Below are 24,589 nucleotides of genomic sequence, written 5' to 3'. Positions count from 1 at the left end.
GCCGTCTCACCAGCTCGTGGGCAGCGGCATCCCCTCGGTGTAGCCGGCCGTGCTCTGCACGCCGACGACGGCCCGCTCGTGGAACTCCGCCAGGTCCCGGGCGCCGGCGTAGGTGAAGGCGCTGCGCACCCCGGCGATGATCTCGTCGATCAGGTCCTCCACGCCGGGGCGGGCCGGGTCCAGGTACATCCGGGCCGAGGAGATGCCCTCCTCGAAGACCGCCTTGCGGGCCCGGTCGTACGCGCTGTCGTCGGCCGTCCGCGCGCTGACCGCCCGCGCCGACGCCATCCCGAAGCTCTCCTTGTAGCGCCGGCCGTCGGCGGCGGTGTAGAGGTCGCCGGGGGACTCGTAGGTGCCGGCGAACCAGGAGCCGATCATCACGTTCGACGCGCCGGCGGCCAGGGCCAGCGCCACGTCCCGCGGGTGCCGTACGCCGCCGTCGGCCCAGACGTGCCGGCCGAGCTGACGGGCCGCCGCGGCGCAGTCGAGCACGGCGGAGAACTGCGGCCGGCCCACCCCGGTCATCATCCGGGTGGTGCACATCGCACCCGGGCCGACGCCCACCTTGACGATGTCGGCGCCCGCCTCCACCAGGTCGCGTACGCCCTCGGCGGTCACCACGTTGCCGGCGGCGACCGGGACCGCCGGGTCCAGCGCGCGGACGGCCCGCAGCGCGGAGATCATCCGGTCCTGGTGACCGTGCGCGGTGTCCACGACCAGCGTGTCCACCCCGGCATCCAGCAGCGCCGCCGCCTTGCCGGTCACGTCGCCGTTGATGCCGACGGCGGCGGCGATGCGCAGCCGGCCCCGGTCGTCCACCGCCGGCTTGTAGAGGGTCGCCCGCAGCGCGCCCTGCCGGGTCAGCACCCCGACGAGGCGGCCCTCGGCGTCGACCACCGGGGCGAGCCGGCGCCGGCCGGCCGAGAGCCGGTCGAAGCCCGTACGCGGATCCGCGTCGGCCGGCACGGTGTGCAGCTCGGTGGACATCACGTGCCGGAGCTGGGCGAAGCGGTCCACGCCCACGGTGTCCGCCTCGGTCACCACGCCCAGCGGCCGGCCCTCGTCGTCGATCACCACCACGGCGCCGTGCGACCGCTTCGGCAGCAGGTGGATCGCGTCCCCGACGGTGTCGGTCGGGCCGAGCGTGATCGCGGTGTCGTGCACCAGGTGCCGCCGCTTGACCCAGGCGACGACGTTCGCCACCACCTCGATCGGGATGTCCTGCGGGATGACCGCGATCGCGCCGCGCCGGGCGACCGTCTCGGCCATCCGGCGGCCGGACACCGCGGTCATGTTCGACACGACCAGCGGGATGGTGGTGCCCGTGCCGTCGCTGGTGGCCAGGTCGACGTCGAGCCGCGAGCCCACCTCGGAGCGGGCCGGCGCCATGAAGACGTCGTTGTAGGTCAGGTCGTGCGCGGGAACCGCGCCGTGTAGGAACCGCACCCCGCCATCATTCCCGCCGGCCGCCGTCCGCGCCCCCGGTGGTCGCCGAAAACACCCCCGGCCGGGCGTCGCCGGAGACCGCCAGCTCGGCCAGGAAGAGGTCGCGAGCGGCCCGGCGTCGCCGGGTCAGCCGAGCAGCAGCCCGGCCGCGAGCGCGGTCATCACGAGGGCGATCGCACCGTCGACGACCCGCCAGGCCGTCGGGCGGGCCAGCACGGGCGCGAGCCGGTGGGCGGCGGCGCCGATGGTGGTGAACCAGACCGCGCTGGCGAGCGCCGCGCCCGCGCCGAAGACCCAGTGGTGCGGGTGCTGGCGGGCCACCCCGCCGAGCAGGAGGACGGTGTCGAGGTACACGTGCGGGTTGAGATAGGTGAAGGCGAGGCAGGCCAGCAGCGTCGCCCCGAGCGTGGCCGGCGGCCGGTCGGCGGGGGAGAGCGCGCCGGGGCGCAGCGCGCGGCGGGCGGCCAGCACGGCGTACCCGAGCAGGAACGCGGCCCCCAGCCAGCGGACGGCGGTCAGGACGGTGGGGTGCTCCGCCGTGGCGGTGCCCATCCCGGCGATGCCGACCGTGATCAGCAGCGCGTCGGAGGCGGCGCACACGGCGACCACGGGCAGGACGTGCTCCCGGCGCAGGCCCTGCCGCAGGACGAAGGCGTTCTGCGCGCCGATGGCGGCGATGAGCGCGATCGAGAGGGAGAAGCCGGCGGCGGCGGAACCTGTCACGGAGCTGCTGAGGATGTCGGGCACGAGCCGAGGCTACGAGGCGCAGCCGATGCAGCCCAGCTAAAGATTCTCACGGGAGATAAGCTCAGCTTCATCATGCTTGACTCCACGCAGCTCCGGACGTTCGCCGCGGTGGTCCGCGAGGGCAGCTTCGAGGCGGCCGCGCAGGCGCTGCACGTCACCCCGTCGGCCGTCAGCCAGCGGATGAAGGCGTTGGAGCAGACCGTCGGGCAGGTGCTGGTCCGCCGCACGAAGCCGTGCCAGGCCACCGACGCGGGCCGGCCGCTGCTGCGGCTCGCCGGCCAGGTGGCCCTGCTGGAACGGGAGGCGTTGGACGCCGCCCGCCCGCCGACGGTCGGCGGGCCCGCCCCCAGCCGGGTGACCATCGTGGCGAACGGCGACTCGCTCGGCACCTGGTTCGTCGGCGCCCTGGCGCGGCTGCCCGCCGAGCTGGCGCTCCTGTTCGACGTCCGCCGGGACGACGAGGACCACACGGCGGAGCTGATCCGCGACGGCACGGCGATGGCCGCGGTGACCGCGCAGCGCGAGGCCGTGCAGGGCTGCCGGGTGGAGCGGCTGGGCGCGATGCGGTACGTCGCGCTGGCCGGGACGGGGTTCGCGGCCCGCCACTTCCCCGACGGCCCCACCGAGGCCGCCCTCGCGACGGCGCCGATGATGGCGTTCGACCGCAAGGACCAGCTCCAGCACCGGTTCGCCCGCACCGTGACCCGGCGTCGGATCGCCCCGCCGGTCCACTACGTCCCGTCCTTCGACGGCTTCAACGAGGCGGTGCGGCTGGGCCTGGGGTGGGGGATGGTGCCGGAGCGGATCGCCCGTGCCGACATCGCGGCCGGGCGCTGTGTCGACATCGGTGCCGGGCGTCACCTGGACCGCCCGCTGTACTGGCAGCACTGGCGGGTGGACTCCACCACGCTGGACGCGCTGACCGCCGCCGTCCGGGCGGTCGCCGGCACCGAGCTGCGCTGACGCCGGTGCCGCCGTCGGCACCGAGCTGCGTCGACGCGCCGACGTCGGGCTGCGCCGACGCGCCGACGTCGGGCTGCGCCGACGCGCCGACGTCGGGCTGCGCCGACGCGCCGACGTCGGGCGGTCGCCGGCAGCGAGCTGCGCCGCCCGCCGACGGCACCTGGCCGTCCTTGCGACGGCCCGCCGGCGGGGAAGGATCAGGCGATCGTGCAGATCGCCGCGCCGGCGGAGATGACGGCGCCGACCTCGGCGGCGAGGCCGCTGACCGTGCCCGCCTTGTGCGCGTGCAGCGGCTGCTCCATCTTCATCGCCTCCAGCACCACGACCAGGTCGCCCTCGGCGACGGTGTCCCCGTCGGCGACCGCGATCTTGACGATGGTGCCCTGCATGGGCGAGGTGAGCGCGTCGCCGCTGACGGCGGCGCCGGCCTTGGCCGTGCCGCCCCGGCGGGCCGGCTTGCGGGCGGCGGGCGCGGCGGCGGCCGTACCCCCGCCGAGGCCGGCGGGGAGGCTGACCTCCAGCCGCTTGCCGCCGACCTCGACCACGACGGTCTCGCGCTCGGCCGGCGCCTCGGCGGTGTCGGCGGCGGCGGTGAACGGCGGGACGGTGTTGTCGAACTCGGTCTCGATCCACCGGGTGTGCACGGTGAACGGCTCGGCGGTGAACGCCTCGTCGCGGATGACCAGCCGGTGGAACGGCAGCGCGGTGGCCATGCCCTCGACGACCATCTCGTCCAGCGCCCGGCGGGCCCGCTCCAGCGCCTCGGTGCGCGTCTCGCCGGTGATGATCACCTTGGCCAGCAGCGAGTCGAAGTTGCCGCCGATCACGTCGCCGGCCGAGATGCCGGTGTCGACCCGGACGCCGGGGCCGGTGGGCAGCCGCAGCGCGGTGACCGTGCCGGGGGCGGGCAGGAAGTTGCGGCCCGGGTCCTCGCCGTTGATCCGGAACTCGATGGAGTGCCCGCGCGGCGTCGGGTCCTCGGTGAACCGCAGCTTCTCGCCGTCGGCGATCCGGAACTGCTCGCGGACCAGGTCGATGCCGGCGGTCTCCTCGGTGACCGGGTGCTCGACCTGGAGACGGGTGTTGACCTCCAGGAAGGAGATGGTGCCGTCGGCGCCGACCAGGTATTCCACCGTGCCGGCGCCGTGGTAGCCGGCCTCCCGGCAGATCGCCTTGGCGCTGTCGTGGATCTGGGCGCGCTGCGCGTCGGTGAGGAACGGCGCCGGGGCCTCCTCGACCAGCTTCTGGTGCCGGCGCTGGAGCGAGCAGTCGCGGGTGCCGACCACGATCACGTTGCCGTGCTGGTCGGCCAGCACCTGCGCCTCGACGTGGCGGGGCTTGTCGAGGTAGCGCTCGACGAAGCACTCGCCCCGGCCGAACGCGGCGACCGCCTCGCGGGTGGCCGACTCGAACAGGTGGGGGATCTCCTCCATCGTGCGGGCCACCTTGAGCCCGCGCCCGCCGCCGCCGAAGGCGGCCTTGATGGCGACCGGCAGGCCGTGGTCGACGGCGAACGCCATCACCTCGTCCGGGTTGGCCACCGGGTCGGGGGTGCCGGGCACCAGGGGGGCGCCGGCGCGCTGGGCGATGTGCCGGGCGGTCACCTTGTCGCCGAGGTCGCGGATCGCCTGCGGGGTGGGGCCGATCCAGGTCAGCCCGGCGTCGATGACGGCCTGGGCGAAGTCGGCGTTCTCGGCGAGGAACCCGTAGCCGGGGTGGACGGCGTCGGCGTCGGCCTTGGCGGCGACCGCCAGCAGCTTGTCGATGCGCAGGTACGTCTCGGTCGCGGAGTCCCCGCCGAGCGCGTACGCCTCGTCGGCCAGCGTGGCGTGCAGGGCGTCCCGGTCGGAGTCCGCGTAGACGGCGACGCTGCCCAGACCGGCGTCGCGGCAGGCGCGGATGACGCGGACGGCGATCTCGCCGCGGTTGGCGATGAGTACCTTGCGCACCTTGGGGGCTCCTCCCGGGAGGTTACTGACCGGGAGTGTATCGGCCACCCTGAGGACCCTAACGATCGCTCAGTGTGGGATGCCGCACTGTCACGTCGCGCCCTAGTCAAACTTGCTTATTACGCTTGCCGGATGTCTGCCACGCGAATGATGATCCTCGGGTTGGTGCGCTGGATGCAGCCCGTGCACGGCTACGACGTGCGCCGGGAACTGCTCAGTTGGAACGCCGACAGGTGGGCCAACGTGCAGCCCGGCTCGATCTACCACGCCCTGCGAAAGCTGACCGCGGAGGGCCTGCTGCGCGAGGTGGCCACCGAGCAGGTGGGCGCCCGGCCGGCGCGAACCACCTACGAGGTCACCGCCAAGGGCGAGGACGAGTTCGAGTCGCTGCTGCGCGGGCACTGGTGGCAGTTGCACGAGCCGCCGGACCCGTTCGCGGCGGCGTTCTCGTTCCTGCCCGCGCTGCCCCGCGAGGAGGCGTCGGCGGCCCTGCGCAATCGGGCGAACCTGCTGCGCGCCGGCGTCGAGTCGATGCGCGCGGCGCTGGCCTCCGACTGGATGCGCAACTCCAAGCCGGTGCACGTCGGGTGGATGTTCGAACTCTGGGCCGCGCGGGCGGAGGCCGAGGTCGGCTGGTGCGAACGGATCGCCGAACGCATCGATTCCGGTGTGTCGTACCTGCCTGATGGGCTGGTCGGGGCGGAGGGTTGGAGCGGGTGGTCCGACGGCGAGACCACCCCTTGCGACGCAACCGAATAATCAAGATTGACCACTGAAGCTATATCGCGTTAGCCTGCTCGCGGCGCGACGGGGGGAGCACGCCGTCCGGCGTCGTCCCCGAGGGACAGACCAGGTGGCCGGTCGCACCGGCCCGGACGACCAGGAGCAGAGATGATCGAGACCAGAGGGCTGCGGAAGTCGTTCCGCTCCCGGGAGGGTCGCCAGACGAGGACCGTCGACGCGGTGCGCGGGGTCGACCTGGAGGTCGCCGCGGGGGAGATCTTCGGTTTCCTCGGCCCCAACGGCGCTGGCAAGACCACCACCCTGCGGATGCTGGCGACCCTGATCGAGCCGGACGGCGGCGAGGCCACCATCGCCGGGGCCGACCTGCGCAAGGACCCGGCCGAGGTGCGCCGCCGCATCGGCTACGTCGCCCAGGGCGGCAGCACCTGGGACGAGTCGACCGCCCGCGAGGAGTTGGTCCTCCAGGCCCGGATGTACGGCATCGGCAAGGCCGAGGCGCAGCGGCGCGCCGTCCGCGCCCTCGACGCCTTCCAGCTCACCGAGTACGCGGACCGCAAGTGCAAGACCTACTCGGGCGGCCAGCGGCGACGGGTGGAGATCGCCCTCGGCATCATCCACGAGCCGAAGATCGTCTTCCTGGACGAGCCGACCAGCGGCCTCGACCCGCAGAGCCGCGCGCACATGTGGGACGAGATCCGCCGGCTGCGCGCCGACGGCATGACCGTCTTCATCACCACGCACTACCTCGACGAGGCCGACGCGCTCTGCGACCGGATCGCGATCATGGATCACGGCGAGGTGGTCGCGGAGGGCACCCCGGCGGGCCTCAAGCGCGAGATCTCCGGCGACGTGGTGCTGGTCGGGCTGGACGCGGCGGCCACCCCGCAGGCCGCGAAGCTGCTCGACAGCGAGCCGTACGTCAACAAGCTGGAGACCGTCGAGGAGGGCGGCCTGCGGCTCTACGTCGACGAGGGCGCGACCGCCATCCCGCAGATCCTGCGCCGCGTCGACACGGCGGGCCTCACGCTCGACTCCATCGAGCTGCACCGGCCCAGCCTCGACGACGTCTTCCTCACCAAGACCGGCCGCTCGCTGCGCGAGTCCTGACCCCAGACCGGAGAGACCGCATGAAACTCGCCCGTGACACCTGGCTGATCTTCCAACGCCAGCTCCAGCTGCTGCTGCGCAACCCCGTCTGGGTCTTCGTCGGCATCTTCCAGCCGGTGATGTACCTGCTGCTGTTCGCCCCGCTGCTCAAGCCGGCCCTGAACGCCCCCACCCAGGCGGAGGCCTACAAGATCTTCGTGCCCGGCCTGCTGGTGCTGCTGGCCATCTTCGGCGGCCTGTTCCAGGGCTTCGGCCTGATCGCCGAGCTGCGCGCCGGCGTCATCGAACGATCCCGGGTCACCCCGGTCAGCCGGCTCGCCCTGCTGCTCGGCCGCTCCCTGCGCGACGTGGTGTCGCTGATCGTGCAGGCGGTCATCATCACCCTGCTCGCGCTCCTGTTCGACCTGCGCGTCTTCATCGTCGACCTGCTCCTGGCGTACCTCATGCTCGCCCTGATCGCGCTGATGACCTCGGCCGTCTCCTACGGCGTCGCGCTCAAGGTCAAGAGTGAGGACGCGCTGGCCCCGCTGATGAACACCGTGGCGCAGCCGGTGCTGCTGCTCTCCGGCATCCTGCTGCCGCTCACGTTCGCCCCCGGCTGGCTCCAGGGCATCGCCGAGTGGAACCCGTTCTCCTGGGCCGTCGACGGCACCCGCGCCCTCTTCAACGGCGACCTCGGCGACGACAAGGTCTGGCAGGGGCTCGGCATCATCGCGGTGCTCGCCGCGGCCGGCGTCGTCTGGGCGGCCCGGCAGTTCGCGCGCACCGTCCGCTGAACAGCCGGGCACCGCGACAGCGCGGCGCTCCCGGAGACCTGCGTCGCACTGCGGTGGGGCACCGGCCGGACGCTTGTACCGTAAGGCCGGTGCCCCGCCTCACCCGTGACCGGATCACCTGGCTGACCTACGCCCAGCTGGGCCTGTGGGGTTTCTTCCTCTACGGATTCGGGCCGGTCGTGCCGCTGCTCCGCGACGAACAGGGCACCTCGGCCGCCGTCGCCGGCCTGCACAGCACCGGCATCGCCGTCGGCGCGCTGGCCGGCGGGGCGCTCTTCGCGCCGCTGGCCCGCCGGGTCGGCCGTGGCGGTGCCATCTGGACCGGGCTGGCCGGGGTGGCGCTCGGCGTCACCGCACTCGGCACCCTGCGGGCACTGCCTGCCACGATCACCGCCGTCGCGGTGATCGCCACCTTCGGCATGCTGGTGATCAGCGGCGTGTCGGTGGTGCTCACCGACCGGCACGGCACCGGTGCGCCGGCCGCGCTGACCGAGGCCAACGCCGCCTGCGCCGGCATGGGCATCCTCGCCCCGCTGGTCATCGGCACCAGCGTCGACGCCGGCTGGGGCTGGCGGCCCGTGATGGCCGTCGAGGCCGGCCTGATCGCGCTGGTCGCGCTCGCCGCCGTGACCTTCCGCGTACGCCTGCCGCGCGCCGCCCCCGCTGCGGCTGCCGGGGACCCCCCGGCCGGTGAGCCGGCCGACAGCGACCCGCCTGCCGGTGCGCGCCGGGCTGCTCCCGTCGCCGGGGCCGCGCGGCGGCTGCCCCCGACGTACTGGATCGCCTGGGTGCTGATGGCGGTCACCGGCTCGATCGAGGTCTGCCTGTCCCTCTGGACCGCCGACGTGCTCCGCTCGCACGCCGGAATGGCGGCTGGCGCCGCCTCGGCCGCCGTCGCGGCGATCGTCTGCGGCATGTTCGTCGGCCGGCTCGTCGGGGGCCGGTTCGCGTTGCGGTACCGGCCGGTGCCGCTGCTGCTGGCCGCGCTGGGTGTGTCGCTGGCCGGGTTCGCGCTGTTCTGGGTCGCCCCGGTCGGCTGGCTCGCGGTCGCCGGCCTCGTCGTGCTCGGCCTCGGCAACGCGCTGCACTACCCGCTGGCCATCTCGATCGCGCTCGCCGTCGCCGGGCCGGCGGCGGACCGGGCGGCCGGCTGGGCGTCGTACTCGATGGGGGTCGGCTTCGGGATCGCGCCGGTCGCGCTCGGCTGGGTGGCCGACGGGGTGGGGCCGCACCTGGCGTTCCTGCTGCTGCCGGGCTTCATCGCGGCAGCCGCGCTGCTCACCGCCCGCCTGGGCCGCGCCCTACGCCCGGCCCCCGACGAGGTCCGGGCCCCGGCCCCCGTCTGACCCCTTCGGGCACCGGATACGAAATGGCCCCTCCAGGGGCCGTTCCAAGATCGCGCAGGGGCGGGGCGGTCAGCGCACCCGGGCCAGCGTCAGGCCGTCAGCGACCGGGAGCATCACCGCGTCCACCCGGACGTCGGCGAGCACCTCGTCGTTGAACGCGGCGATGGCCCGGTCGTCGGCGTTCTGCGGGGCGATCACCCGGCCGCCGCGCAGCACGTTGTCGACCGCGATCACCCCGCCGGGACGCATCCGAGGCACCAGCTCCGCCCAGTAGACCGGATACCCGATCTTGTCCGCGTCGATGAACGCGAAGTCGAGATGACGTTCGTGGGGCAGCTCGCGCAGCGTGTCGCCGGCCGGGCCGATGCGCAGCTCGATGCGATCCGCCACGCCGGCGCGGGCCCAGTACCGCCGGGCGATGCCCGTGAACTCCTCGGAGATGTCGAAGCAGGTCAGCCGCCCACCCTCGGGCAGCCCCCGGGCGATCGCCAGCGAGGAGAGGCCGGTGAAGGTGCCCACCTCCACGGCCTGCCGGACGCCGAGCAGCCGGGTGAGGAAGGTCAGGAACGCGGCCTGCTCCGGCGCGACCTGCATCTGTGCGTCGTCCGGCAGGGCGGCGCGGGTCTCCTCGGCCAGGTCCCGCATGATCTCGTCCGGCGGCGACCCGTGCGTCACCAGGTACGCGTGCAGTTCCGACGTGAGCGGGATCGACTTCGTGGTCATGAACGGGACGCTAGCCGAGCGGTTCGACCGACTGGTTGCCGGGCGCGACCTTCGTCCACAGATCGGTGATTCGCAGATCCAGCTCGGCCAGGAGGCGGCGCAGCATCGGCAGCGAGAGCCCGATGACGGTGCTCGGGTCGCCCTCGATCCGCTCCACGAACGGCCCGCCCAGCCCGTCGATCGTGAAGGCACCGGCCACCGCCAGCGGCTCGCCGCTGCCCACGTACGTGGCGATCTCGTCGTCGCTGACGTCGGCGAAGTGCACGACGGTGGAGGCGACCGCCTCGGCCCGACGCCCCGTCACGATGTCGATGAGGCAGTGCCCACTGTGCAGCACGCCGCTGCGCCCGCGCATGCGCTGCCAGCGCCGGGTGGCGTCCGCCGCGTCGGCCGGCTTGCCGAGGATCTCCCCGCCGAAGGCCAGCACCGAATCGCACCCGATCACCAGCGTCCGCTGGTCGTCGGTCGGCCGGAGCCGGGTGAGGACCGCCTCCGCTTTCAACCGGGCCAGTTCCAGGCAGAGATCCTCAGCCCGCTCGGTGACCACCAGGGACTCGTCGACGCCGCTGACCAGCACGTCCGGTTCGATCCCGGCGGCCTGGAGAATCTTGCGGCGGGCGGGGCTCGCCGAGGCGAGCACGAGGCGGAGCGGCATCGTTTCTGGCACGTCGCCGACGTTACCGGCTGATCCTCGGCAACGGCGGCTCCGGTGGGATGTGCCGGGTTCCGATCGGGAAGGGACGGCTCGCACCATGAGCCCCGACCAGTGACCGTGATTGATATCGTCGCCGCCATGAGACGGCCGTGGCGAGTTGCACTCCGGCTGCGTCCACGACCGGTTTCCGACGAGGAACGCGCGCAGGCTATCGAGGACTACCGTAGAGCGGTGCTGGTCCTTCAGCACAACGCCTACCGCAATCTCCAGTCCGCGATAGCGAATGCAGCGATCATGGGCGGGTTCCTCGCCGGCTGGAAGCTGCTCCTCGGCGAGGTCCCACGCGCGGCTCTCGCCGCTGCCGGGATCTGTGTCGTGGGTGGAGCGCTGGGTATCTGCTACTACGGCGTGCGTGACCGTCCCCTCGGTCGGCGGCTGTTGGTCGCTTCCGTCGCGTTCACCGTGCTGGGCCTAGGCGCTCTGGTGCTGTCGAAGTGGATCGGTGGTAACTGAACAAGAGCGCTTCCATGCTGTGACCGTCGGTCGTGGAAGGCGGGTCAGCGGCTCATGCGGGGTGGAGGGTCGTCGCCACGGCGGCGATGACGGTTGAACAGCACCCACGCCCCGGCGGCAGCAACGATCACGCCAAGGGTGAGCAGGCCGCGAGTCGTCGCCCCACTGTCTCCGTCGTCGACGGGCTCCGCGACCGCTGTCGTGGTCGGGACAGTGTGGGGTGCGGGGGTCGCCGTTGCCGACTCGAAACCCAGTGGCGGCACGTCCGCCGTCAACGCCGCCACCAAGTCGATGACCCCGTAGCCGTACTCGTCGTCCCGCCCCGGCGGACCCTTGTCGATCGCAGTGGCGGTAAGCCGGTGCGCCACCTCCGATGCCGGGAGGTACGGATACTTCGCTCTGATCAGCGCGGCAGCGCCAGCGACGATCGCCGTGGAGTCCGATGTGCCTGTGCCTTTGCGATACTTGCCGTCGATACTCGTGCTGTAGATATCGACTGCCGGAGCAACCACGTCGATTTCGGGTCCTGTAACCGATATTGCTGCATGGCGTCCGGCTCGATCTATCCCGCCAACGGCGATTACGCCCGGCTCTCTGGCTGGGTATGCGACCGTTTGATCTGAGGGAACGTTGCCGGACCCGGCAACTACTACAACGTCGGATGCAAGCGCCCTTCTAACTGCCTGCGTGAGACGAGGACTGCTGCCGCCTCCGCTCGATATGCTGATTATTCGTGCACCTTTGCCCACTGCATATTCAATGCTTTGGGCCAGCACGTCCGGATCGCCCTCGCCGCTCGGCGGCGAATCGGCTATTGGCAGTATCTTTGTTTTGGGCGCGATGCCGAGGGCGCCGGTGTTGCCCTGGCCGTGTGCCGCGATGAGGCCGGCCATGCCAGTGCCGTGACCGTTTCGGTCGCGTCGGCCGTCACCGCTGCCGCCGGAGATCATGTCTATGCCAGATAGCAAGTTCTGCCGTAAGTCGGGATGCGGGTCGACGCCAGTGTCTGGCAACGCGACCGTGACCCCTTGGCCTTGAGTGATGCGATGCGCGGACGCTACATCAAGAAAATCCAAGTGCCATTGGTTGCTGCGTATTTTGATTTCCTTGGGTGTCGGCGCAGTAATTGCGGAAGTGGCCAGTGCTGGCTGCATTGGTAGGAGTGGTGCAAGTAGTAGCAGTGATGCCAGCGCCCGCGATGTGATGCTAAATCTCACCGGTTCAAGCCGATGGCCGGGCCAGGGTCGATTGGGCCTTCCTCGTTTGGCGGGCGGACGATAGGGGGGACGCCCTGATCCGTCTCCCACGGGTGATCTGGGTCCCAGTGATGAGGTTCCTCGTTGCTCCCCTCACGACGCTCAGGTCGACCCAGCATCCCGCTCGCACCGCTCATGCTGCTTGCGTTACCAAAAGGAGTGCCGCCGATGGGAGGCATGCCATGCGCCGCGAAGCCTCGACCGCCGCCGGGGCGAGACCCCGCAGCACCCGTCGGTGCGGTACCAGCGCCGCCGCCACCGATTACGCCACCGATCGGGTTCACTCGTCTCGGCTGGCTGTTGGCGGTACCTGGCTGGCCAATCCCCATCCCGGGCGGTCCCCCGATCAACCCCCCAGTAGGCATCGATCGGGGTTGTGTGGATGGTGCCGCATTCGGCTGCGTGCCTCCTCCGAAAACCGGCCGCCCTATTTGGCCGGACTGGCCGCCTAGTGGCCTAGACACACTCGGCCGGTTTGGCGGCGTCGGCAGCGGTGGGGGCGTTCCAACACCCGGGGATGCGGCTGGCGGTACAGGAGACGTTCCCGTGTTAGCTGGTGAAGGTGCCAATCCGGTGCCAGTTCCGCCCAAAATAGGGCCGAGGCCGGGTGCGCTCGGTGTTGCCACCGGCCGAGCGGTCGAGGCTGGCCGGTGCGCCGAGGGGGTACTGGCTGTCGGGGTAATCGGGACCGGCACGATCGGCGGGATCACCGGAGCTTGCAGACCTGGCATTTCGGATACAGGCTGACCGCCATCGATTCTGGGTTTGGTGGGCGGTGGCTTTTGGAGCATTACTTGGGCGTGTTGGAGTTCGCCGCTGAGGCCGTACATGATGCCCCGCGCCTGGACGTTGAGCCGTTCCAGGTCGGCGTCCGTCACCGGGCGGTCGGGGACCCGACTGCCCATGGCCGCCTTCGGGTCCGCGAGAGTCGCCTCGTACGTCCGTTTCTCCTGGACCTTGACGGCGTACTCGTCGTAGATCTTCTTGAGCTCGGCGCGAGTGGTCCCGATGGCCTGTGTCGCGGCGGAGAGCGCGGTGTAGTTGGCGCTGGCCGCGTCGTGGGTGCGCTGCACCTTGTCGATCAGCTCGTCGAGCTCGCGGACGTACGCCCGGGCTGCCTCGTTGGTCTCCGGGGGCCATGCCTCCGCCAGCCCGCGCCGGTATTCCTGGAGCCGGCTCAGGTGGGTCCGGGCGAGGTCACAGACCTTGCGCCAGCCGGCGACCTGCTTCCAGTGGTTGGTGGTGTCGTGGTCCTGGAGGCAGGCCCACATGCTGGCGACGTCCATCAGTCGCCAGTCGGTCAGGCCGGACGTGCGGCCGCTGCCCCGCTCGATCACGGCAGCACCACCGACCCCGGCAGCGGACCCGTCTCGGGACCGGTGGGGTCGCGCAGCACCGGCACCGGGCCGCGCGCCGTGGCGGCCGCCGGGTTGGCGAGCGCCCGCTCGACGTCGGCCACCCGGGCGGAGGAGAAGGCGTCGGACTGGGTGTAGCTGTTGGCGACCGTGCCTGCGGCGACGGCCAGGTGGCCGGTGGCGTCGCGGACGCCCCAGACCATGTCGGCGGTGGCCTGCTGGGTCTCGTGGTGGGCGCGCAGGAAGCTGACCAGCTCGATGAAGGCGTCGGCCGGGTTGGGCACCGGTGCCTTCATGTCCTCGGCGATGTACGACAGGTGGGGCGCGTAGTTGCGTTCCACCTCGGCCTGGAGCTTGTCGGCGAACTCGCGCAACCGGCGGATGTCGGCCTCGATGCCGCCGTAACCGCGGAGCCAGGACGCTGGACGGTCCTCCTCGGGGATCATCGGCCCTCCCTACCCGTCACTGCGCCGTTTCCCTGAGTGAGGTTAATGGGTGCCCGGCGATGTCGGCAGCCCCAACCCCGCACACCCGAGCCGTTCGGCAGGTGGGCAGGGGCACCGAGCTGGGGTGATCCGTACCGGGAAAAGGTCAGCGGGGCAGGCCGGAGGCGCGCCACCCGCCGGGACCGGCGACGGGCGTCGTGGTGGCCGGTCGCCCGCTGCGCGCCCAGGCGGACGCGGCGGCCGGCGAGGATGCCGCGGCCGGACGGGACCGGACGACGATCGCGCCCACCAGCGCGGCCAGTTCCTCGGCGGTGGGGACCCCGCGGACGACCCGGAACAGCGGCTCTTCGGCAGACATGGCGTCAGCGTACGCGGCGGCACGCTTGACCTGAACCGCACAGTGGCGTGCCGGCGGTGTGAGCGTCGTGCCCGCCGGGTACCGTCTGGGCGATGTCTAACGCGCTGCCCCAACTCGTCGCTGACCGATACCGGCTCCTCTCGCCGCTCGGTCAGGGCGGCATGGGTCGGGTGTGGAAGGCGCGCGACGAGGTGCTGCACCGGGACGTGGCGATCAAGGAGCTCGTCCCGCCGCCCAGCCTCACCGACGACGAGCGCCGCGAGATGCGGGAGCGGTCGCTGCGCGAGGCCCGGGCCATCGCCCGGCTCAACCACATCAACGTGGTCCGCATCTTCGACGTGCTGCGCACCGACGGCGACCCGTGGATCGTCATGGAGTACGTGGCGTCGAGGTCGTTGCAGGACACGCTCGCCGAGGACGGCCCGGTGCCGCCGGCGCGCGCGGTCGAGATCGGGCTCGGCGTGCTGGGCGCGCTGAACGCGGCGCACAAGGCCGGCGTGATGCACCGCGACGTCAAGCCGGGCAACGTGCTGCTCGGCAACGACGGCCGGGTGGTACTGACCGATTTCGGTCTCGCCACGATCCCCGGTGACCCGAACGTGACCCGGACGGGCATGGTGCTCGGTTCGCCCGCGTACATCGCGCCGGAGCGGGCCCGCGACGGCACCGCCGGGCCGGAGGCCGACCTCTGGTCGCTGGGCGCCACCCTCTACGCCGCGGTCGAGGGCAAGTCGCCGTACGCCCGGCCGTCGGCGATCGCCACCCTGGCGGCGCTCGCCACCGAGGCACCCCCGCCGCCGAAGAACGCCGGCCCGCTCAAGCCGGTGCTCAACGGCCTGCTGCGCAAGGACCCGAACGAGCGGATCACCGCCGAGGTGGCGGAGAAGCTGCTGCGCCGTGCCGGCGGCAAGCGCACCCGCGCCATTCCGCTGCTCGACGGCGTACGCCGGCCGGGGCCGAACGGCCCGCGCGAGCCGCGCCCGCCGCTGGTGCCGGCGCCGCGACCGGCCGAGGACCCGGCGGCCAGGCCGGTCAGCCCGCCGACGCCCCGCGCGCCGCAGGAGGCGGCCGCCTCCGCCGGTGTCACCGTGGCGGCCGAGAGCGCGTCCGCCGCCTCGGATGTCGCGCCGACCGCCAAGGTCGAGTCGTCGACGTCCGACACCGCGCCGACGGCGAAGGTCGAGGCGCCGAAGCCGGCAGCCGGCGCCTCGCCGGCCGAGCCGGTGAGCCCCGCGCCGCGCAGGCCGGTGAACCCCACGTCGGTGATGTCCGCGCCGGTGAGCCCGCCGTCCGGCCGCGCCACGGTGGTGCCGTCCGACGGTACGAAGCCCGACAACACCCGGCGCAACGTGCTGATCGGGGTGCTGGTGGCGCTGCTGCTGGTCGGCCTGGTGCTGGTCGTGCCGATGCTGACCAGCGGCGACGGCGACGGCGACACCCCGCAGGCCGACCCGACCACTGTCGCCTCGCAGTCGCCGCAGACGTCGGGGCCCGCCGCGCCCCCACCGACCAGCGCCGCCCCCAGCCCGACCCCGTCCGTCACCCCCTCGGCGGCGGAACTGCCGGCCGGCTGGAAGCTGCACAAGGACCCGGCCGGGTTCGAGTTGCCGCTGCCGGCGAACTGGGTGCGCCGGAGCGGCGGAGCGGACACCGTCATCTTCGATGAGCCCGGCGGTGTCGGCGAACTGCTCGTCCAGTGGACGAGCACGCCGAAGTCGGACGCGGCCGCCGAATGGAGGCGGATCGAGCCGGACCGCAAGAAGATCGTCAAGAATTACGAGTACCTCGACATCCAGCGCTGCGACTTCTGGAAGACCTGCGCGGACTGGGAGTGGTTGGAGACCCGCGACGGCACCCGCATCCACGTCCGCAACCGGGGCTTCGTGACGGCCAAGAATCGCGGTTACGCCCTCCGGTGGGAGGTCGCCGCGGCGGACTGGCAGGCCAACCTGCCCAACTTCGACCGGATCGCGAGCGGGTTCGTGCCCGACCGTAAGGACTGATCCGCGGGATTCGCGCCGCCGCGAGGTTCGTTCGCATGACCTTCCGTCGTACGGGGTATCTGACCCGCACGACGGAAGGGAGGCACGACATGGGTTACCGACGGAAGGACGTCTGGCCCCGGGTGGCACTGTGGATGTTCGTGGCCCTCGGCGACGTCTTCCTGCTGCTCGTCGGCGCTGGCCTGCCGGCGCTGTTCGCGCTGCTCAGCGTCGTCACCGTCACCCTTGCCGCAGTGGTGGCCTGGCGGATCAGGCGGCGTGGCGGGCTCGCCCACGACAACGCGGTGACCGTTCCGGTGGCGGCCCGGAGGAGGGCCTGACGCCGTCGGGCCTGACGCCGGCGCCGGGGGTGTGGCGGCAGCCGGACCAGTTGTCGACCGTACGGTGACAGCCGATCCCGCTGCCGCCAGCTGCCTCCCGAGGCGAGTCGGGCTCAGGCGGTGTTGTTGGCCAGCGCGATCAGCCGGGTACGGTCACCGTTCCAGTAGTTGCGGTCGACGGGGCCGCTGATTCCGGCGACGCTGCCGCTGTCGGTGTACTGCCAGAAGCTCCAGAACGGCGCGCCGGCCGGCAGGGTGCCGGGGGAGGTGGACCAGCGGGCGATCCAGAGCGGGTGGTTCGCCCAGGGGCCGGTCCAACTGCCGGTGCACTGGTTCCACCAACTGGTGGTCGTGTAGATGACCGCGTAGCGGCCGGTACGCGAGCGGTAGGTGTTGAGGAAGTCCTGGACCCAGCTGCGCATCCCGGACGTGCTCAGGCCGTAGCAGTACCCTCCGCTGTACGGGTTGGCCTCCAGGTCCAGCGCGGCGGGGAGGGTGCGGCTGTCGGCCGACCAGGCGCCGCCGTTGGAGGCCAGGTAGTTCGCCTGGATCGCCCCGGAGGAGATGTTCGGCCGGGCGAAGTGGTACGCCCCCCGGATCACCCCCGCGTAGTACGAGTTGGTGTAGTTGCTGTTGAAGTTCGGGTCCTTGTAGCTCGTGCCCTCGGTGGCCTTGATGAAGGCGAACTGGATCCCGGCGTTGCGCACGCTCGTCCAGTTGATGGTGCCCTGGTAGCGCGAGACGTCGATGCCGGGCGTGGTGGCCGCGGCCGCCGGGGTGCTGGTGGCGACGAGCCCCGCCGCCACGGTGGCGAGCACGGTGAGGCCGGTGGCGAGCATTCTGCACAGCGATGGTCTGGTACGGGTCATGGATGCCTCCAAGGACGCCGATGGAATTGACGACCATCTTTGGAGGTATGCGTCCTCGATCGCAAGGGGCGCTAAACAAATTTACATTGACGACTGCCGTTGGACTCAGCGGAGCGAATCCGGGTCGACACCCCAGCGGAACGGCTCGGTCAGGATGAGGTGCTCGCCCGCCTTGGCGACCTGGTCCTCGACGTAGTGCGCACCGTCCAGCCGGAACAGCCGCAACGAGTGGGTCTGGCCGTCCTGCTCGACCAGCAGATACCAGGGAATCCGGGCGATGGCGTAGAGCTGCATCTTGACCAGTCGGTCGGCCGCCGCGTTCCCCGGAGAGACGATCTCGCAGACGACGGACCCACGAGGGCGTAGCGACACAGGTCCGGGCCGGTAGGCTCGCGCCCCATGGTGTCGATCGACGGGCTCGGCGGTCTCTGGGACAAGCTGTTCGCGGCGCAGCCGGACCCACCGCCCCTGCTGGTGCTGCTGACCGCCGCCGTCGCGCTGGTGGTCGTCTCCACCCGGCTGCCCTGGCGGATCGCCCGAAACGCCGTCACCATCGCCCACGAGGGCGGGCACGCGCTGGTCGCGCTGCTCACCGGCCGCCGGCTGCACGGCATCCGGCTGCACTCGGACACGTCGGGGCTCACCCTCTCCGCCGGCCGGCCCGCCGGCCCGGGGATGATCCTCACCCTGCTGGCCGGTTACGTCGCCCCGCCGCTGGTCGGGCTGGCCGGCGCGTGGCTGCTCGGCGGCAACCGGATCACCCTGCTGCTCTGGGTCGCCGTGGCGCTGCTACTGGCCATGCTGGTCATGATCCGCAACGTCTTCGGTGTGCTCTCGCTGCTGGTCACCGGCGGGGTGGTGCTCGCCGTCTCCTGGTACGCCACGCCGCAGGTGCAGGCGGCGTTCGCGTACACCGGGGTGTGGTTCCTGCTGCTCGGCGGCGTGCGACCCGTGGTGGAGCTGCAACGGCTGCGCTCCCGGGGACGGATGCCCGCCTCCGACGCCGACCAGCTCGCCGGGATCACCCCGCTGCCGGCGTTCTTCTGGGTCACCGTGTTCGCCCTGGTCAACCTGGTCGCCCTCGGCGCGGGCGCGCTGCTGCTCGCCGGCCCGATCCTCGCCGAGGCCGGCATCACGCTCTGAGCGGCGCCGACCCGGCACGGGGAAGTACGGGGCAGACACCACGCCCGACCAGGCAGCCCGCCGTCGCCGGGCAGGGCGCGGAAGCGCGGGCGGGCAGAATGGGCCCGTGCGACACGTGATCATCGGAGCGGGCGCGGTCGGCGGGTTCCGGCCGGCGGAGCCGGCGAAAAAGATCGGTTGACCGGGCAACCGACGGCCCCGGCCGACGCGTGTCCCCTGCGACCGTCACGGGGGAGGTAGCAGGGTGCCGGACGTCGACGGCTTCGACGAGTTCTACCGGGGCAGCCGGCAACGGTTGCTGGGCTTCGTCTACGTGCTCACCGGTGACCTCGCCGAGGCGCAGGACGCCGTGCAGGAGGCGTACGTGCGCGCCTGGCAGCGTTGGTCGACCGTGAGCGCGTACGAGGAGCCGGAGGCGTGGGTGCGGGTGGTGGCCAGTCGGATCGCGGTCAGCCGCTGGCGCAGCCTGCGCAGCCGTGCCCGCGCCTACCTGCGGCACGGCGCCACCGAAACCGTTCCCGGCCCGGATCCCGACACCGTCGACGTGGTCGCCGCGCTGCGCCGGCTGCCCGAGGAGCAGCGCACCGCGATCGCCCTGTACTACCTGGTCGGCATGCCGGTGGCCGAGGTGGCCCGGCAGACCGACGCCCCCGTGGGCACGGTCAAGGCCCGACTCTCCCGGGGGCGCGCCGCGCTGGCCGGGCTGCTCGCCGTCTCTGATCTGAAGGAGGCCGCCGATGCGTGACGAGACGAGGTTCGTCGACCGGCTGCACCGGGACCTGCGGGACGTCCGCTGGCCGGAGCCCGCCGAGATCCGCGCCCGGGCCCGTCGGCGCAGCCGGCGTACGGTGCTGACGGCGGCGGTCGCGGTGCTCGCCGTGATGTCGGGTTCCGCGTACGCGGTGGCCGGCCGGCCGGTGTCGCCGCCACCCCCGGCCGCCGCCACCCTGGTGTCTCCGGTGCACGCCGCGTCGGCCGAGATCCCGCAGGAGGCCCTGCTCGCCCCCTGGGACGTGCCCCTGAAGACGGGTGTGCAGCTCGGTGAGACGGGCGTGGTGGAGCCGGTACGGGTCGACCCGGTGCTGGAGTCCTGCGGCCGCGAACGGGGTGTGCCGTCGGACCCGGCAACGTCCCGCTATTCGCGGTCCCAGACCCTGCTCCGGGCGCCGGTGGACCCGACGGCGCGACAACCGGTGCTCACCCAGGACGTGTACCGGGTCGACCCGGGCCAGGGGCGGCTGGTCTTCGGCCTCGTCGGGCTGCTGCTCAACGCCTGTGCGGAATGGCAGCACGCCGGCTCCGCGTTCGTGGACGGCCGCACGGTGCCGACCGTCCAGACGCACCGGTGGGAAACGCCGGCCAGCGGCTTCGCCGGCGACGAGTCCGTGATGCTGCGACACGTGTCGCTGGCCCCCGGCAGCGCGGGCGGCGGGAAGGTGGTGGCCGCGACCCCGGCGGTCGAGGTCACCATGGTGGTGCGGGTCGGTGACCTGGTCACCGTGGTCGCGACCGGCCCGGGCGCCGTCGCGGACACGGCCGACGGCGTCCGTCCCGGCCGTGGCCTGAGTCACACCGAGCTGGAAGCGTTGGGCCGGACCGCGGCGCACCGTATGTGCGCGGCGGCGAACCCCGGCTGCTGAACGGAGGTCCCCGCCTCCACGACGACGCGGGGACCTCCGGAAATGTCCTTACAGCGGGATGTTGCCGTGCTTCTTCGGGGGCAGGGTCTCGCGCTTGGTGCGCAGCACCCGCAGGGCGCGGACGATCTGCGTGCGGGTCTCGTGCGGCGGGATGACGCTGTCGACGTAGCCGCGCTCGGCCGCGATGTACGGGTTGGCGAGGGTGTCCTCGTACTCGGTGATCTTCTCGGCCCGCACGGCGGCCGGGTCCTCGGCGGCGGCCAGCTCCTGCCGGTAGAGGATGTTCACCGCGCCCTGCGCGCCCATCACCGCGATCTGCGCGGTCGGCCAGGCGAAGTTCAGGTCCGCGCCGAGGTGCTTGGAGCCCATCACGTCGTACGCCCCGCCGTAGGCCTTGCGGGTGATGACGGTGACCTTCGGGACGGTGGCCTCGGCGTACGCGTAGATGAGCTTCGCGCCGCGGCGGATGATGCCGTCCCACTCCTGGCCGGTGCCGGGCAGGAAGCCGGGAACGTCCACGAAGGTCAGCACCGGGATGTTGAACGCGTCGCAGGTGCGCACGAACCGGGCGGCCTTCTCCGACGCGGCGATGTCCAGGGTGCCGGCGAAGTGCATCGGCTGGTTGGCGACCACGCCGACCGGGCGCCCCTCGACCCGGCCGTAGCCGATGATCAGGTTCTGCGCGTAGAGCGGCTGGACCTCCAGGAACTCGCCGTCGTCCAGGACGTGCTCGATGACCCGGTGCATGTCGTACGGCTGGTTCGCCGAGTCGGGGATCAGCGTGTCCAGCTCCCGGTCCTCGTCGCTCACGGAGAGGTCCGCGGGGGCCTCGTAGACCACCGGCTCGTCCAGGTTGTTCGACGGCAGGTACGACAGCAGCGCCTTCACGTACTCGATCGCGTCCTCCTCGTCGCTGGCGAGGTAGTGCGCGTTGCCGCTGCGGGAGTTGTGCGTACGGGCGCCGCCCAGCTCCTCCATCGCCACGTCCTCGCCGGTGACGGTCTTGATGACGTCGGGGCCGGTGATGAACATGTGCGAGGTCTGGTCGACCATCACGGTGAAGTCGGTGACCGCCGGGGAGTAGACGGCGCCCCCGGCGCACGGGCCCATGATCAGGGAGATCTGCGGGATGACGCCGCTGGCCCGGACGTTGCGGAAGAAGATCTCGCCGTAGAGCCCGAGCGAGGCCACGCCCTCCTGGATGCGGGCGCCACCGGAGTCGTTGATGCCGACGACCGGGCAGCCGATCTTCATGGCCAGGTCCATCACCTTGACGATCTTCTCGCCGAAGACCTCGCCGAGGGAGCCGCCGAAGACCGTGAAGTCCTGGGCGAACACGCAGACCTGACGGCCGTCGATGGTGCCGTAGCCGGTGATCACGCCGTCGCCGTACGGGCGGGTCCTGTCCAGCCCGAAGTTGGTGGACCGGTGCCGGGCCAGCTCGTCCAACTCGACGAAGGAGCCCTCGTCGAGCAGCATCTCGATCCGCTCGCGGGCGGTCTTCTTGCCCCTCGCGTGCTGCTTCTCGACCGCGCGCGCCGATCCGGCGTGCACCGCCTCGTCGACCCGTCGCTCCAGGTCAGCCAGCTTTCCCGCGGTGCTGTGGATGTTGATCCCGGTCTCGGTAGTCACCCTGGGAATATAACGATGGTTCAGGCCGCCGCCCCTGTGCAGTTCGCCTCAGCCCGGCGACCGCTCGGCGACGACGCCCACGGACGCCCGCCCGGCAGCCGGCGGGTGGGCGTCGAGCGGGCCGTAGGCTGACGGGATGCCGGGTTCGCCGTACACCGATCTGGACCGTCCGCCGCTGTCGGCGGCCCGGCTGCGGCGGGCGCTGGTCGCCCCGCACGGGCCGTGGGCGCGGCTGGAGCTGCGCGTCGAGACCGGCTCGACCAACGCGGACGTCGCCGAGGCGGCCCGGGCCGGCGAGCCGGAGGGGCTGGTGGTGGTCGCGGAGCGGCAGACCGCCGGGCGCGGCCGGCGCGGCCGGGCGTGGCAGTCACCGGCGCGGGCGGGCATCGCCACGAGCGTGCTGCTGCGGCCGGGGGAGGCCGTCGCCGACCGTGGCTGGCCGCCGGTGCCCCAGTCGGGGTACGGCTGGCTGCCGCTGCTCGCCGGCGTGGCCCTGGTCGAGGCGGTGGCCCGGCTGGCCGAGTTGGACGCCGGCCTGAAGTGGCCCAACGACCTGCTGATCGGCGGCGCGAAGTGCGCCGGGATCCTCGCCGAGGCGGTGCCGGGGGACTCGCCGGCGCAGCCGCCCGCGATCGTGCTCGGCATCGGCCTGAACGTCACGCTCCGCGCCGACGAGCTGCCGGAGCACCCGACCGGCCTGCCGGCGACCTCGCTGCAACTGGCCGGCGCGGCGGCCACCGACCGCGATCCGCTGCTGCGGGCACTGCTCCGCTCGGTCGCCGACTGGTACGGCCGCTGGCGTTCGGCCGGCGGGGACGCGGTCGCCAGCGGGCTGCGTGAGGCCTACCTGGCCGCCTGCGCGACGATCGGCCGCCAGGTACGCGTGCTGCTGCCCGGCGGCGAGGAGATCACCGGAACCGCGACCGGCGTGGACGCCGACGGCCAGCTGCTGGTCACCACCCCCACGGGCGTGCGCGCCCTGGCCGCCGGCGACGTCCTCCACCTCCGCTGACCCCGCCGTCCCCTTCCCGCGATCTTGCACTTTTCGCCCTGGCGAACGGGGCGAAAGCCGCGAGACGGGGGCCGAACTGCAAGATCGCGGGGGCGGGACCGCCGCGCGGCTGATGCCGCGGCGGGAGGGAGAGCGGTTACGGTCAGCGCGTCCGTTTCTGCGAGGAGGTTCCCGTGGCGTTCCCCGATGACGTGCTCACCGAGGACGAGCATGTCGTGCTGCACCTGCACCCGCACTGGAAGGCGCTGATCCGGCCGGTCGCGGTGCTCGTGCTCGCCGTCGCGGCGGTGGTGGCCGGCCTGGTCCTGCTGCCGTCCGGCGGGGGCGGCTCGATCGCGCTCGCCGTGATCGGGGTGCTGGCCCTGGTGGCGGTGCTCTGGCTGGCGCTCTGGCCGTTCCTGGTCTGGCGGACCACCCACTACCTCTTCACGAACGAGCGGGTGCTGCTCCAGCACGGCGTGCTCTCCCGCGACCGGCGGGACATCCCGCTCACCCGGGTCAACGACCACGCGATGAACCAGCGGTTCGTCGAGCGCCTGCTCGGTTGCGGCACCCTGACCATCGAGTCGGCCGGCGAGCGCGGGCAGTCCGTCCTGCACGACGTGCCCGGGGTCGGCCAGGTCCAGACCAAGCTCTACGAGCTGGTCGAGGCCCACCACGACAAGCACTCCCTCGGCGACGCCGAGATGCGCGACATCCTGGCGGACATGAACGAGGGGAAGCCGCTGCGCGACCCCACCGCCTGAGCCCGGCCTCACGCCCGTCCGCCGCACCGTAACGGCGCGGCGGCGCGGGGCGTGGCGGGTCAGCGGCGCGGGGCGCGGCGGGTGCTGGCCTGGAGTTCCGCGGCCAGCTCGGCTTCCAGCTCCCGGTCGAGGGAGCCGCCGATGCCGGCGTCGAGCGGCACGGGGCGGCCCTGGAGCGGGGCGCTCTGGCCGGTCGCCGACACGGGAGCCGGGCCGCGCCGTTCGGCGCCCGGTGGTGGCTGCGCCTCCTCCAGCTCGGAGATGGATTCGGCCAGCTCCGCCACCGGGTCCATCTCGGCCATCGTGTCCCACTCGTCGCGCGGGATGCTGTGCCACGTCTCGGCGGCGTGGGCCGGTGCAGGTTGGAAGACGAACGTCCGATAGGACCAGAACCGGAACAGCGTCGCGAGCAGCACGCCGCCGGTCTTCGCCACGTTCAGGGCCAGCAGGCTGGTCATGCCAAGGCCGTACTTGGCGGCGGCGAGGACGCCCAGCTCGATGAGCAGGCCGGCTCCGTTGAAGAGGAAGAACAGGGCGTATTCGCGCCGCATCGCCGACTTCGGGCGGTCGCGGTACGTCCAGTGACGGTTCATCAGATACGACGTGATGGTCGCCACGATGGTGGCGATGACCGTCGCCTTCAACTGGCCGTCGACAAAAACGGTGAGTGCCAGGGCATTGAACACCGCGTAATTGATGACGGTGTTGACGCCGCCGACGATGCCGAATTTGAGCGCCTCGTGGATGAACTTCTGCCAGCGCTCGGGCAGCAGACGGACAAGACGCATGCGGAACACCTTAGGGCAGTGGGCGGGGCCGGGAGGCTCCGGCCGGGACGAG

Annotated in this window: 25 protein-coding genes; 13 read left to right on the top strand and 12 right to left on the bottom strand. The window is 72.2% G+C overall.

Going from position 1 to position 24,589, the window contains the following annotated elements; all coding sequences use genetic code 11:
- Positions 1-6: 6 nt before the first annotated feature.
- Positions 7-1,446, bottom strand: coding sequence for a GuaB1 family IMP dehydrogenase-related protein (locus ABT006_RS06235; protein WP_350703488.1), 1,440 nt, complete (start codon positions 1,444-1,446; stop codon positions 7-9).
- Positions 1,447-1,572: 126 nt separating this feature from the next.
- The gene (locus tag ABT006_RS06230; protein ID WP_350703566.1) at positions 1,573-2,169 is read right to left on the bottom strand and encodes a LysE/ArgO family amino acid transporter; all 597 of its coding nucleotides are present in this window, start codon (positions 2,167-2,169) and stop codon (positions 1,573-1,575) included.
- Between the two features lie 96 nt (positions 2,170-2,265).
- Here ABT006_RS06230 and ABT006_RS06225 point away from each other — a divergent pair, with 96 nt between their 5' ends.
- Positions 2,266-3,156 (top strand): LysR family transcriptional regulator ArgP, encoded by an 891-nt coding sequence (locus tag ABT006_RS06225; RefSeq protein WP_350703486.1) that lies wholly within the window; start codon positions 2,266-2,268, stop codon positions 3,154-3,156.
- A gap of 197 nt (positions 3,157-3,353) precedes the next feature.
- On the opposite strand, the gene ABT006_RS06220 is transcribed toward ABT006_RS06225, so the two are convergent.
- Positions 3,354-5,105 carry an acetyl/propionyl/methylcrotonyl-CoA carboxylase subunit alpha gene (locus ABT006_RS06220; protein WP_350703484.1) on the bottom strand — a complete coding sequence of 584 codons (1,752 nt, stop codon included), beginning with the start codon at positions 5,103-5,105 and terminating at the stop codon, positions 3,354-3,356.
- 132 nt (positions 5,106-5,237) lie between these two features.
- Here ABT006_RS06220 and ABT006_RS06215 point away from each other — a divergent pair, with 132 nt between their 5' ends.
- The 4 genes from ABT006_RS06215 to ABT006_RS06200 all read left to right on the top strand — a co-directional run bounded on the left by ABT006_RS06215 (position 5,238) and on the right by ABT006_RS06200 (position 9,078).
- Complete coding sequence (locus ABT006_RS06215; protein WP_350703482.1) at positions 5,238-5,864, top strand: PadR family transcriptional regulator; 627 nt, start codon at positions 5,238-5,240, stop codon at positions 5,862-5,864.
- Between the two features lie 132 nt (positions 5,865-5,996).
- Entirely contained in the window at positions 5,997-6,956 is a 960-nt protein-coding gene (locus tag ABT006_RS06210; protein ID WP_350703480.1) for an ATP-binding cassette domain-containing protein, read from the top strand.
- Positions 6,957-6,976: 20 nt separating this feature from the next.
- Positions 6,977-7,732, top strand: a complete 756-nt coding sequence (locus tag ABT006_RS06205; RefSeq protein WP_350703478.1) for an ABC transporter permease — start codon at positions 6,977-6,979, stop codon at positions 7,730-7,732.
- Between the two features lie 89 nt (positions 7,733-7,821).
- Positions 7,822-9,078, top strand: a complete 1,257-nt coding sequence (locus tag ABT006_RS06200; protein WP_350703476.1) for an MFS transporter — start codon at positions 7,822-7,824, stop codon at positions 9,076-9,078.
- 69 nt (positions 9,079-9,147) lie between these two features.
- Here the strand turns inward: ABT006_RS06200 and ABT006_RS06195 are convergent, their stop codons facing one another.
- Both ABT006_RS06195 and ABT006_RS06190 read right to left on the bottom strand, forming a co-directional pair.
- Positions 9,148-9,801: an O-methyltransferase gene (locus ABT006_RS06195; RefSeq protein WP_350703474.1), complete on the bottom strand. Its 654-nt coding sequence runs from the start codon at positions 9,799-9,801 to the stop codon at positions 9,148-9,150.
- A 10-nt stretch (positions 9,802-9,811) separates the two neighbouring features.
- Positions 9,812-10,456, bottom strand: coding sequence for a Maf family protein (locus tag ABT006_RS06190; protein ID WP_502890868.1), 645 nt, complete (start codon positions 10,454-10,456; stop codon positions 9,812-9,814).
- A gap of 111 nt (positions 10,457-10,567) precedes the next feature.
- Here ABT006_RS06190 and ABT006_RS06185 point away from each other — a divergent pair, with 111 nt between their 5' ends.
- Positions 10,568-10,969 carry a hypothetical protein gene (locus ABT006_RS06185; RefSeq protein ID WP_350703470.1) on the top strand — a complete coding sequence of 134 codons (402 nt, stop codon included), beginning with the start codon at positions 10,568-10,570 and terminating at the stop codon, positions 10,967-10,969.
- Positions 10,970-11,013: 44 nt separating this feature from the next.
- On the opposite strand, the gene mycP is transcribed toward ABT006_RS06185, so the two are convergent.
- The 3 genes from mycP to ABT006_RS06170 form a co-directional block, all read right to left on the bottom strand.
- Complete coding sequence (mycP, locus tag ABT006_RS06180; protein ID WP_502890867.1) at positions 11,014-12,159, bottom strand: type VII secretion-associated serine protease mycosin; 1,146 nt, start codon at positions 12,157-12,159, stop codon at positions 11,014-11,016.
- Positions 12,160-13,558: 1,399 nt separating this feature from the next.
- Positions 13,559-14,026 carry a hypothetical protein gene (locus ABT006_RS06175; RefSeq protein WP_350703466.1) on the bottom strand — a complete coding sequence of 156 codons (468 nt, stop codon included), beginning with the start codon at positions 14,024-14,026 and terminating at the stop codon, positions 13,559-13,561.
- Between the two features lie 145 nt (positions 14,027-14,171).
- Positions 14,172-14,384, bottom strand: coding sequence for an acyl-CoA carboxylase epsilon subunit (locus tag ABT006_RS06170; protein WP_350703464.1), 213 nt, complete (start codon positions 14,382-14,384; stop codon positions 14,172-14,174).
- 92 nt (positions 14,385-14,476) lie between these two features.
- Here ABT006_RS06170 and ABT006_RS06165 point away from each other — a divergent pair, with 92 nt between their 5' ends.
- Together ABT006_RS06165 and ABT006_RS06160 are read left to right on the top strand one after the other, a co-directional pair.
- Entirely contained in the window at positions 14,477-16,387 is a 1,911-nt protein-coding gene (locus ABT006_RS06165) for a serine/threonine-protein kinase (protein ID WP_350703462.1), read from the top strand.
- Positions 16,388-16,476: 89 nt separating this feature from the next.
- Positions 16,477-16,707 (top strand): hypothetical protein, encoded by a 231-nt coding sequence (locus tag ABT006_RS06160; RefSeq protein WP_350703460.1) that lies wholly within the window; start codon positions 16,477-16,479, stop codon positions 16,705-16,707.
- A 113-nt stretch (positions 16,708-16,820) separates the two neighbouring features.
- Here the strand turns inward: ABT006_RS06160 and ABT006_RS06155 are convergent, their stop codons facing one another.
- Both ABT006_RS06155 and ABT006_RS06150 read right to left on the bottom strand, forming a co-directional pair.
- Complete coding sequence (locus tag ABT006_RS06155; RefSeq protein WP_350703458.1) at positions 16,821-17,576, bottom strand: GH25 family lysozyme; 756 nt, start codon at positions 17,574-17,576, stop codon at positions 16,821-16,823.
- 105 nt (positions 17,577-17,681) lie between these two features.
- Entirely contained in the window at positions 17,682-17,948 is a 267-nt protein-coding gene (locus tag ABT006_RS06150; RefSeq protein ID WP_350703456.1) for a Uma2 family endonuclease, read from the bottom strand.
- Positions 17,949-17,975: 27 nt separating this feature from the next.
- Here ABT006_RS06150 and ABT006_RS06145 point away from each other — a divergent pair, with 27 nt between their 5' ends.
- The 3 genes from ABT006_RS06145 to ABT006_RS06135 all read left to right on the top strand — a co-directional run bounded on the left by ABT006_RS06145 (position 17,976) and on the right by ABT006_RS06135 (position 20,359).
- Positions 17,976-18,719 carry a M50 family metallopeptidase gene (locus ABT006_RS06145; RefSeq protein ID WP_350703454.1) on the top strand — a complete coding sequence of 248 codons (744 nt, stop codon included), beginning with the start codon at positions 17,976-17,978 and terminating at the stop codon, positions 18,717-18,719.
- A 244-nt stretch (positions 18,720-18,963) separates the two neighbouring features.
- Positions 18,964-19,464, top strand: coding sequence for a SigE family RNA polymerase sigma factor (locus tag ABT006_RS06140; RefSeq protein WP_350703452.1), 501 nt, complete (start codon positions 18,964-18,966; stop codon positions 19,462-19,464).
- The gene (locus ABT006_RS06135; RefSeq protein WP_350703450.1) at positions 19,457-20,359 is read left to right on the top strand and encodes a hypothetical protein; all 903 of its coding nucleotides are present in this window, start codon (positions 19,457-19,459) and stop codon (positions 20,357-20,359) included. The genes ABT006_RS06140 and ABT006_RS06135 overlap by 8 nt, the downstream gene beginning before the upstream one ends.
- 48 nt (positions 20,360-20,407) lie before the next feature.
- Here ABT006_RS06135 and ABT006_RS06130 read toward each other — a convergent pair whose 3' ends face one another.
- A complete protein-coding gene (locus ABT006_RS06130; RefSeq protein WP_350703448.1) occupies positions 20,408-21,991 on the bottom strand; it encodes an acyl-CoA carboxylase subunit beta in 1,584 nt (527 codons plus the stop codon).
- Positions 21,992-22,127: 136 nt separating this feature from the next.
- On the opposite strand from ABT006_RS06130, the gene ABT006_RS06125 reads away from it, so the two are divergent.
- Positions 22,128-23,003, top strand: a complete 876-nt coding sequence (locus tag ABT006_RS06125; RefSeq protein WP_350703446.1) for a biotin--[acetyl-CoA-carboxylase] ligase — start codon at positions 22,128-22,130, stop codon at positions 23,001-23,003.
- A 173-nt stretch (positions 23,004-23,176) separates the two neighbouring features.
- Complete coding sequence (locus tag ABT006_RS06120; protein WP_350703444.1) at positions 23,177-23,749, top strand: PH domain-containing protein; 573 nt, start codon at positions 23,177-23,179, stop codon at positions 23,747-23,749.
- Positions 23,750-23,808: 59 nt separating this feature from the next.
- Here the strand turns inward: ABT006_RS06120 and ABT006_RS06115 are convergent, their stop codons facing one another.
- Complete coding sequence (locus ABT006_RS06115; protein ID WP_350703442.1) at positions 23,809-24,537, bottom strand: GtrA family protein; 729 nt, start codon at positions 24,535-24,537, stop codon at positions 23,809-23,811.
- Positions 24,538-24,589 lie beyond the last annotated feature (52 nt).

The organism is Micromonospora sp. NPDC002717 (assembly GCF_040295705.1).
In the GTDB taxonomy this organism is placed as follows: Bacteria; Actinomycetota; Actinomycetes; order Mycobacteriales; family Micromonosporaceae; genus Micromonospora.
The sequence above is the reverse complement of the archived record's forward strand: the minus strand, read 5'-3'. Positions and strand labels throughout refer to the sequence as shown.

Excerpts from the sequence above, each read along its gene's own strand:
- ABT006_RS06225 (WP_350703486.1), top strand. The coding sequence starts at position 2,266 with ATGCTTGACTCCACGCAGCTCCGGACGTTCGCCGCGGTGGTCCGCGAG.
- ABT006_RS06215 (WP_350703482.1), top strand. The coding sequence starts at position 5,238 with ATGTCTGCCACGCGAATGATGATCCTCGGGTTGGTGCGCTGGATGCAG.
- ABT006_RS06210 (WP_350703480.1), top strand. The coding sequence starts at position 5,997 with ATGATCGAGACCAGAGGGCTGCGGAAGTCGTTCCGCTCCCGGGAGGGT.
- ABT006_RS06205 (WP_350703478.1), top strand. The coding sequence starts at position 6,977 with ATGAAACTCGCCCGTGACACCTGGCTGATCTTCCAACGCCAGCTCCAG.
- ABT006_RS06195 (WP_350703474.1), bottom strand. The coding sequence starts at position 9,801 with ATGACCACGAAGTCGATCCCGCTCACGTCGGAACTGCACGCGTACCTG.
- ABT006_RS06190 (WP_502890868.1), bottom strand. The coding sequence starts at position 10,456 with ATGCCGCTCCGCCTCGTGCTCGCCTCGGCGAGCCCCGCCCGCCGCAAG.
- ABT006_RS06175 (WP_350703466.1), bottom strand. The coding sequence starts at position 14,026 with ATGATCCCCGAGGAGGACCGTCCAGCGTCCTGGCTCCGCGGTTACGGC.
- ABT006_RS06170 (WP_350703464.1), bottom strand. The coding sequence starts at position 14,384 with ATGTCTGCCGAAGAGCCGCTGTTCCGGGTCGTCCGCGGGGTCCCCACC.
- ABT006_RS06165 (WP_350703462.1), top strand. The coding sequence starts at position 14,477 with ATGTCTAACGCGCTGCCCCAACTCGTCGCTGACCGATACCGGCTCCTC.
- ABT006_RS06160 (WP_350703460.1), top strand. The coding sequence starts at position 16,477 with ATGGGTTACCGACGGAAGGACGTCTGGCCCCGGGTGGCACTGTGGATG.
- ABT006_RS06155 (WP_350703458.1), bottom strand. The coding sequence starts at position 17,576 with ATGACCCGTACCAGACCATCGCTGTGCAGAATGCTCGCCACCGGCCTC.
- ABT006_RS06145 (WP_350703454.1), top strand. The coding sequence starts at position 17,976 with ATGGTGTCGATCGACGGGCTCGGCGGTCTCTGGGACAAGCTGTTCGCG.
- ABT006_RS06135 (WP_350703450.1), top strand. The coding sequence starts at position 19,457 with ATGCGTGACGAGACGAGGTTCGTCGACCGGCTGCACCGGGACCTGCGG.
- ABT006_RS06125 (WP_350703446.1), top strand. The coding sequence starts at position 22,128 with ATGCCGGGTTCGCCGTACACCGATCTGGACCGTCCGCCGCTGTCGGCG.
- ABT006_RS06115 (WP_350703442.1), bottom strand. The coding sequence starts at position 24,537 with ATGCGTCTTGTCCGTCTGCTGCCCGAGCGCTGGCAGAAGTTCATCCAC.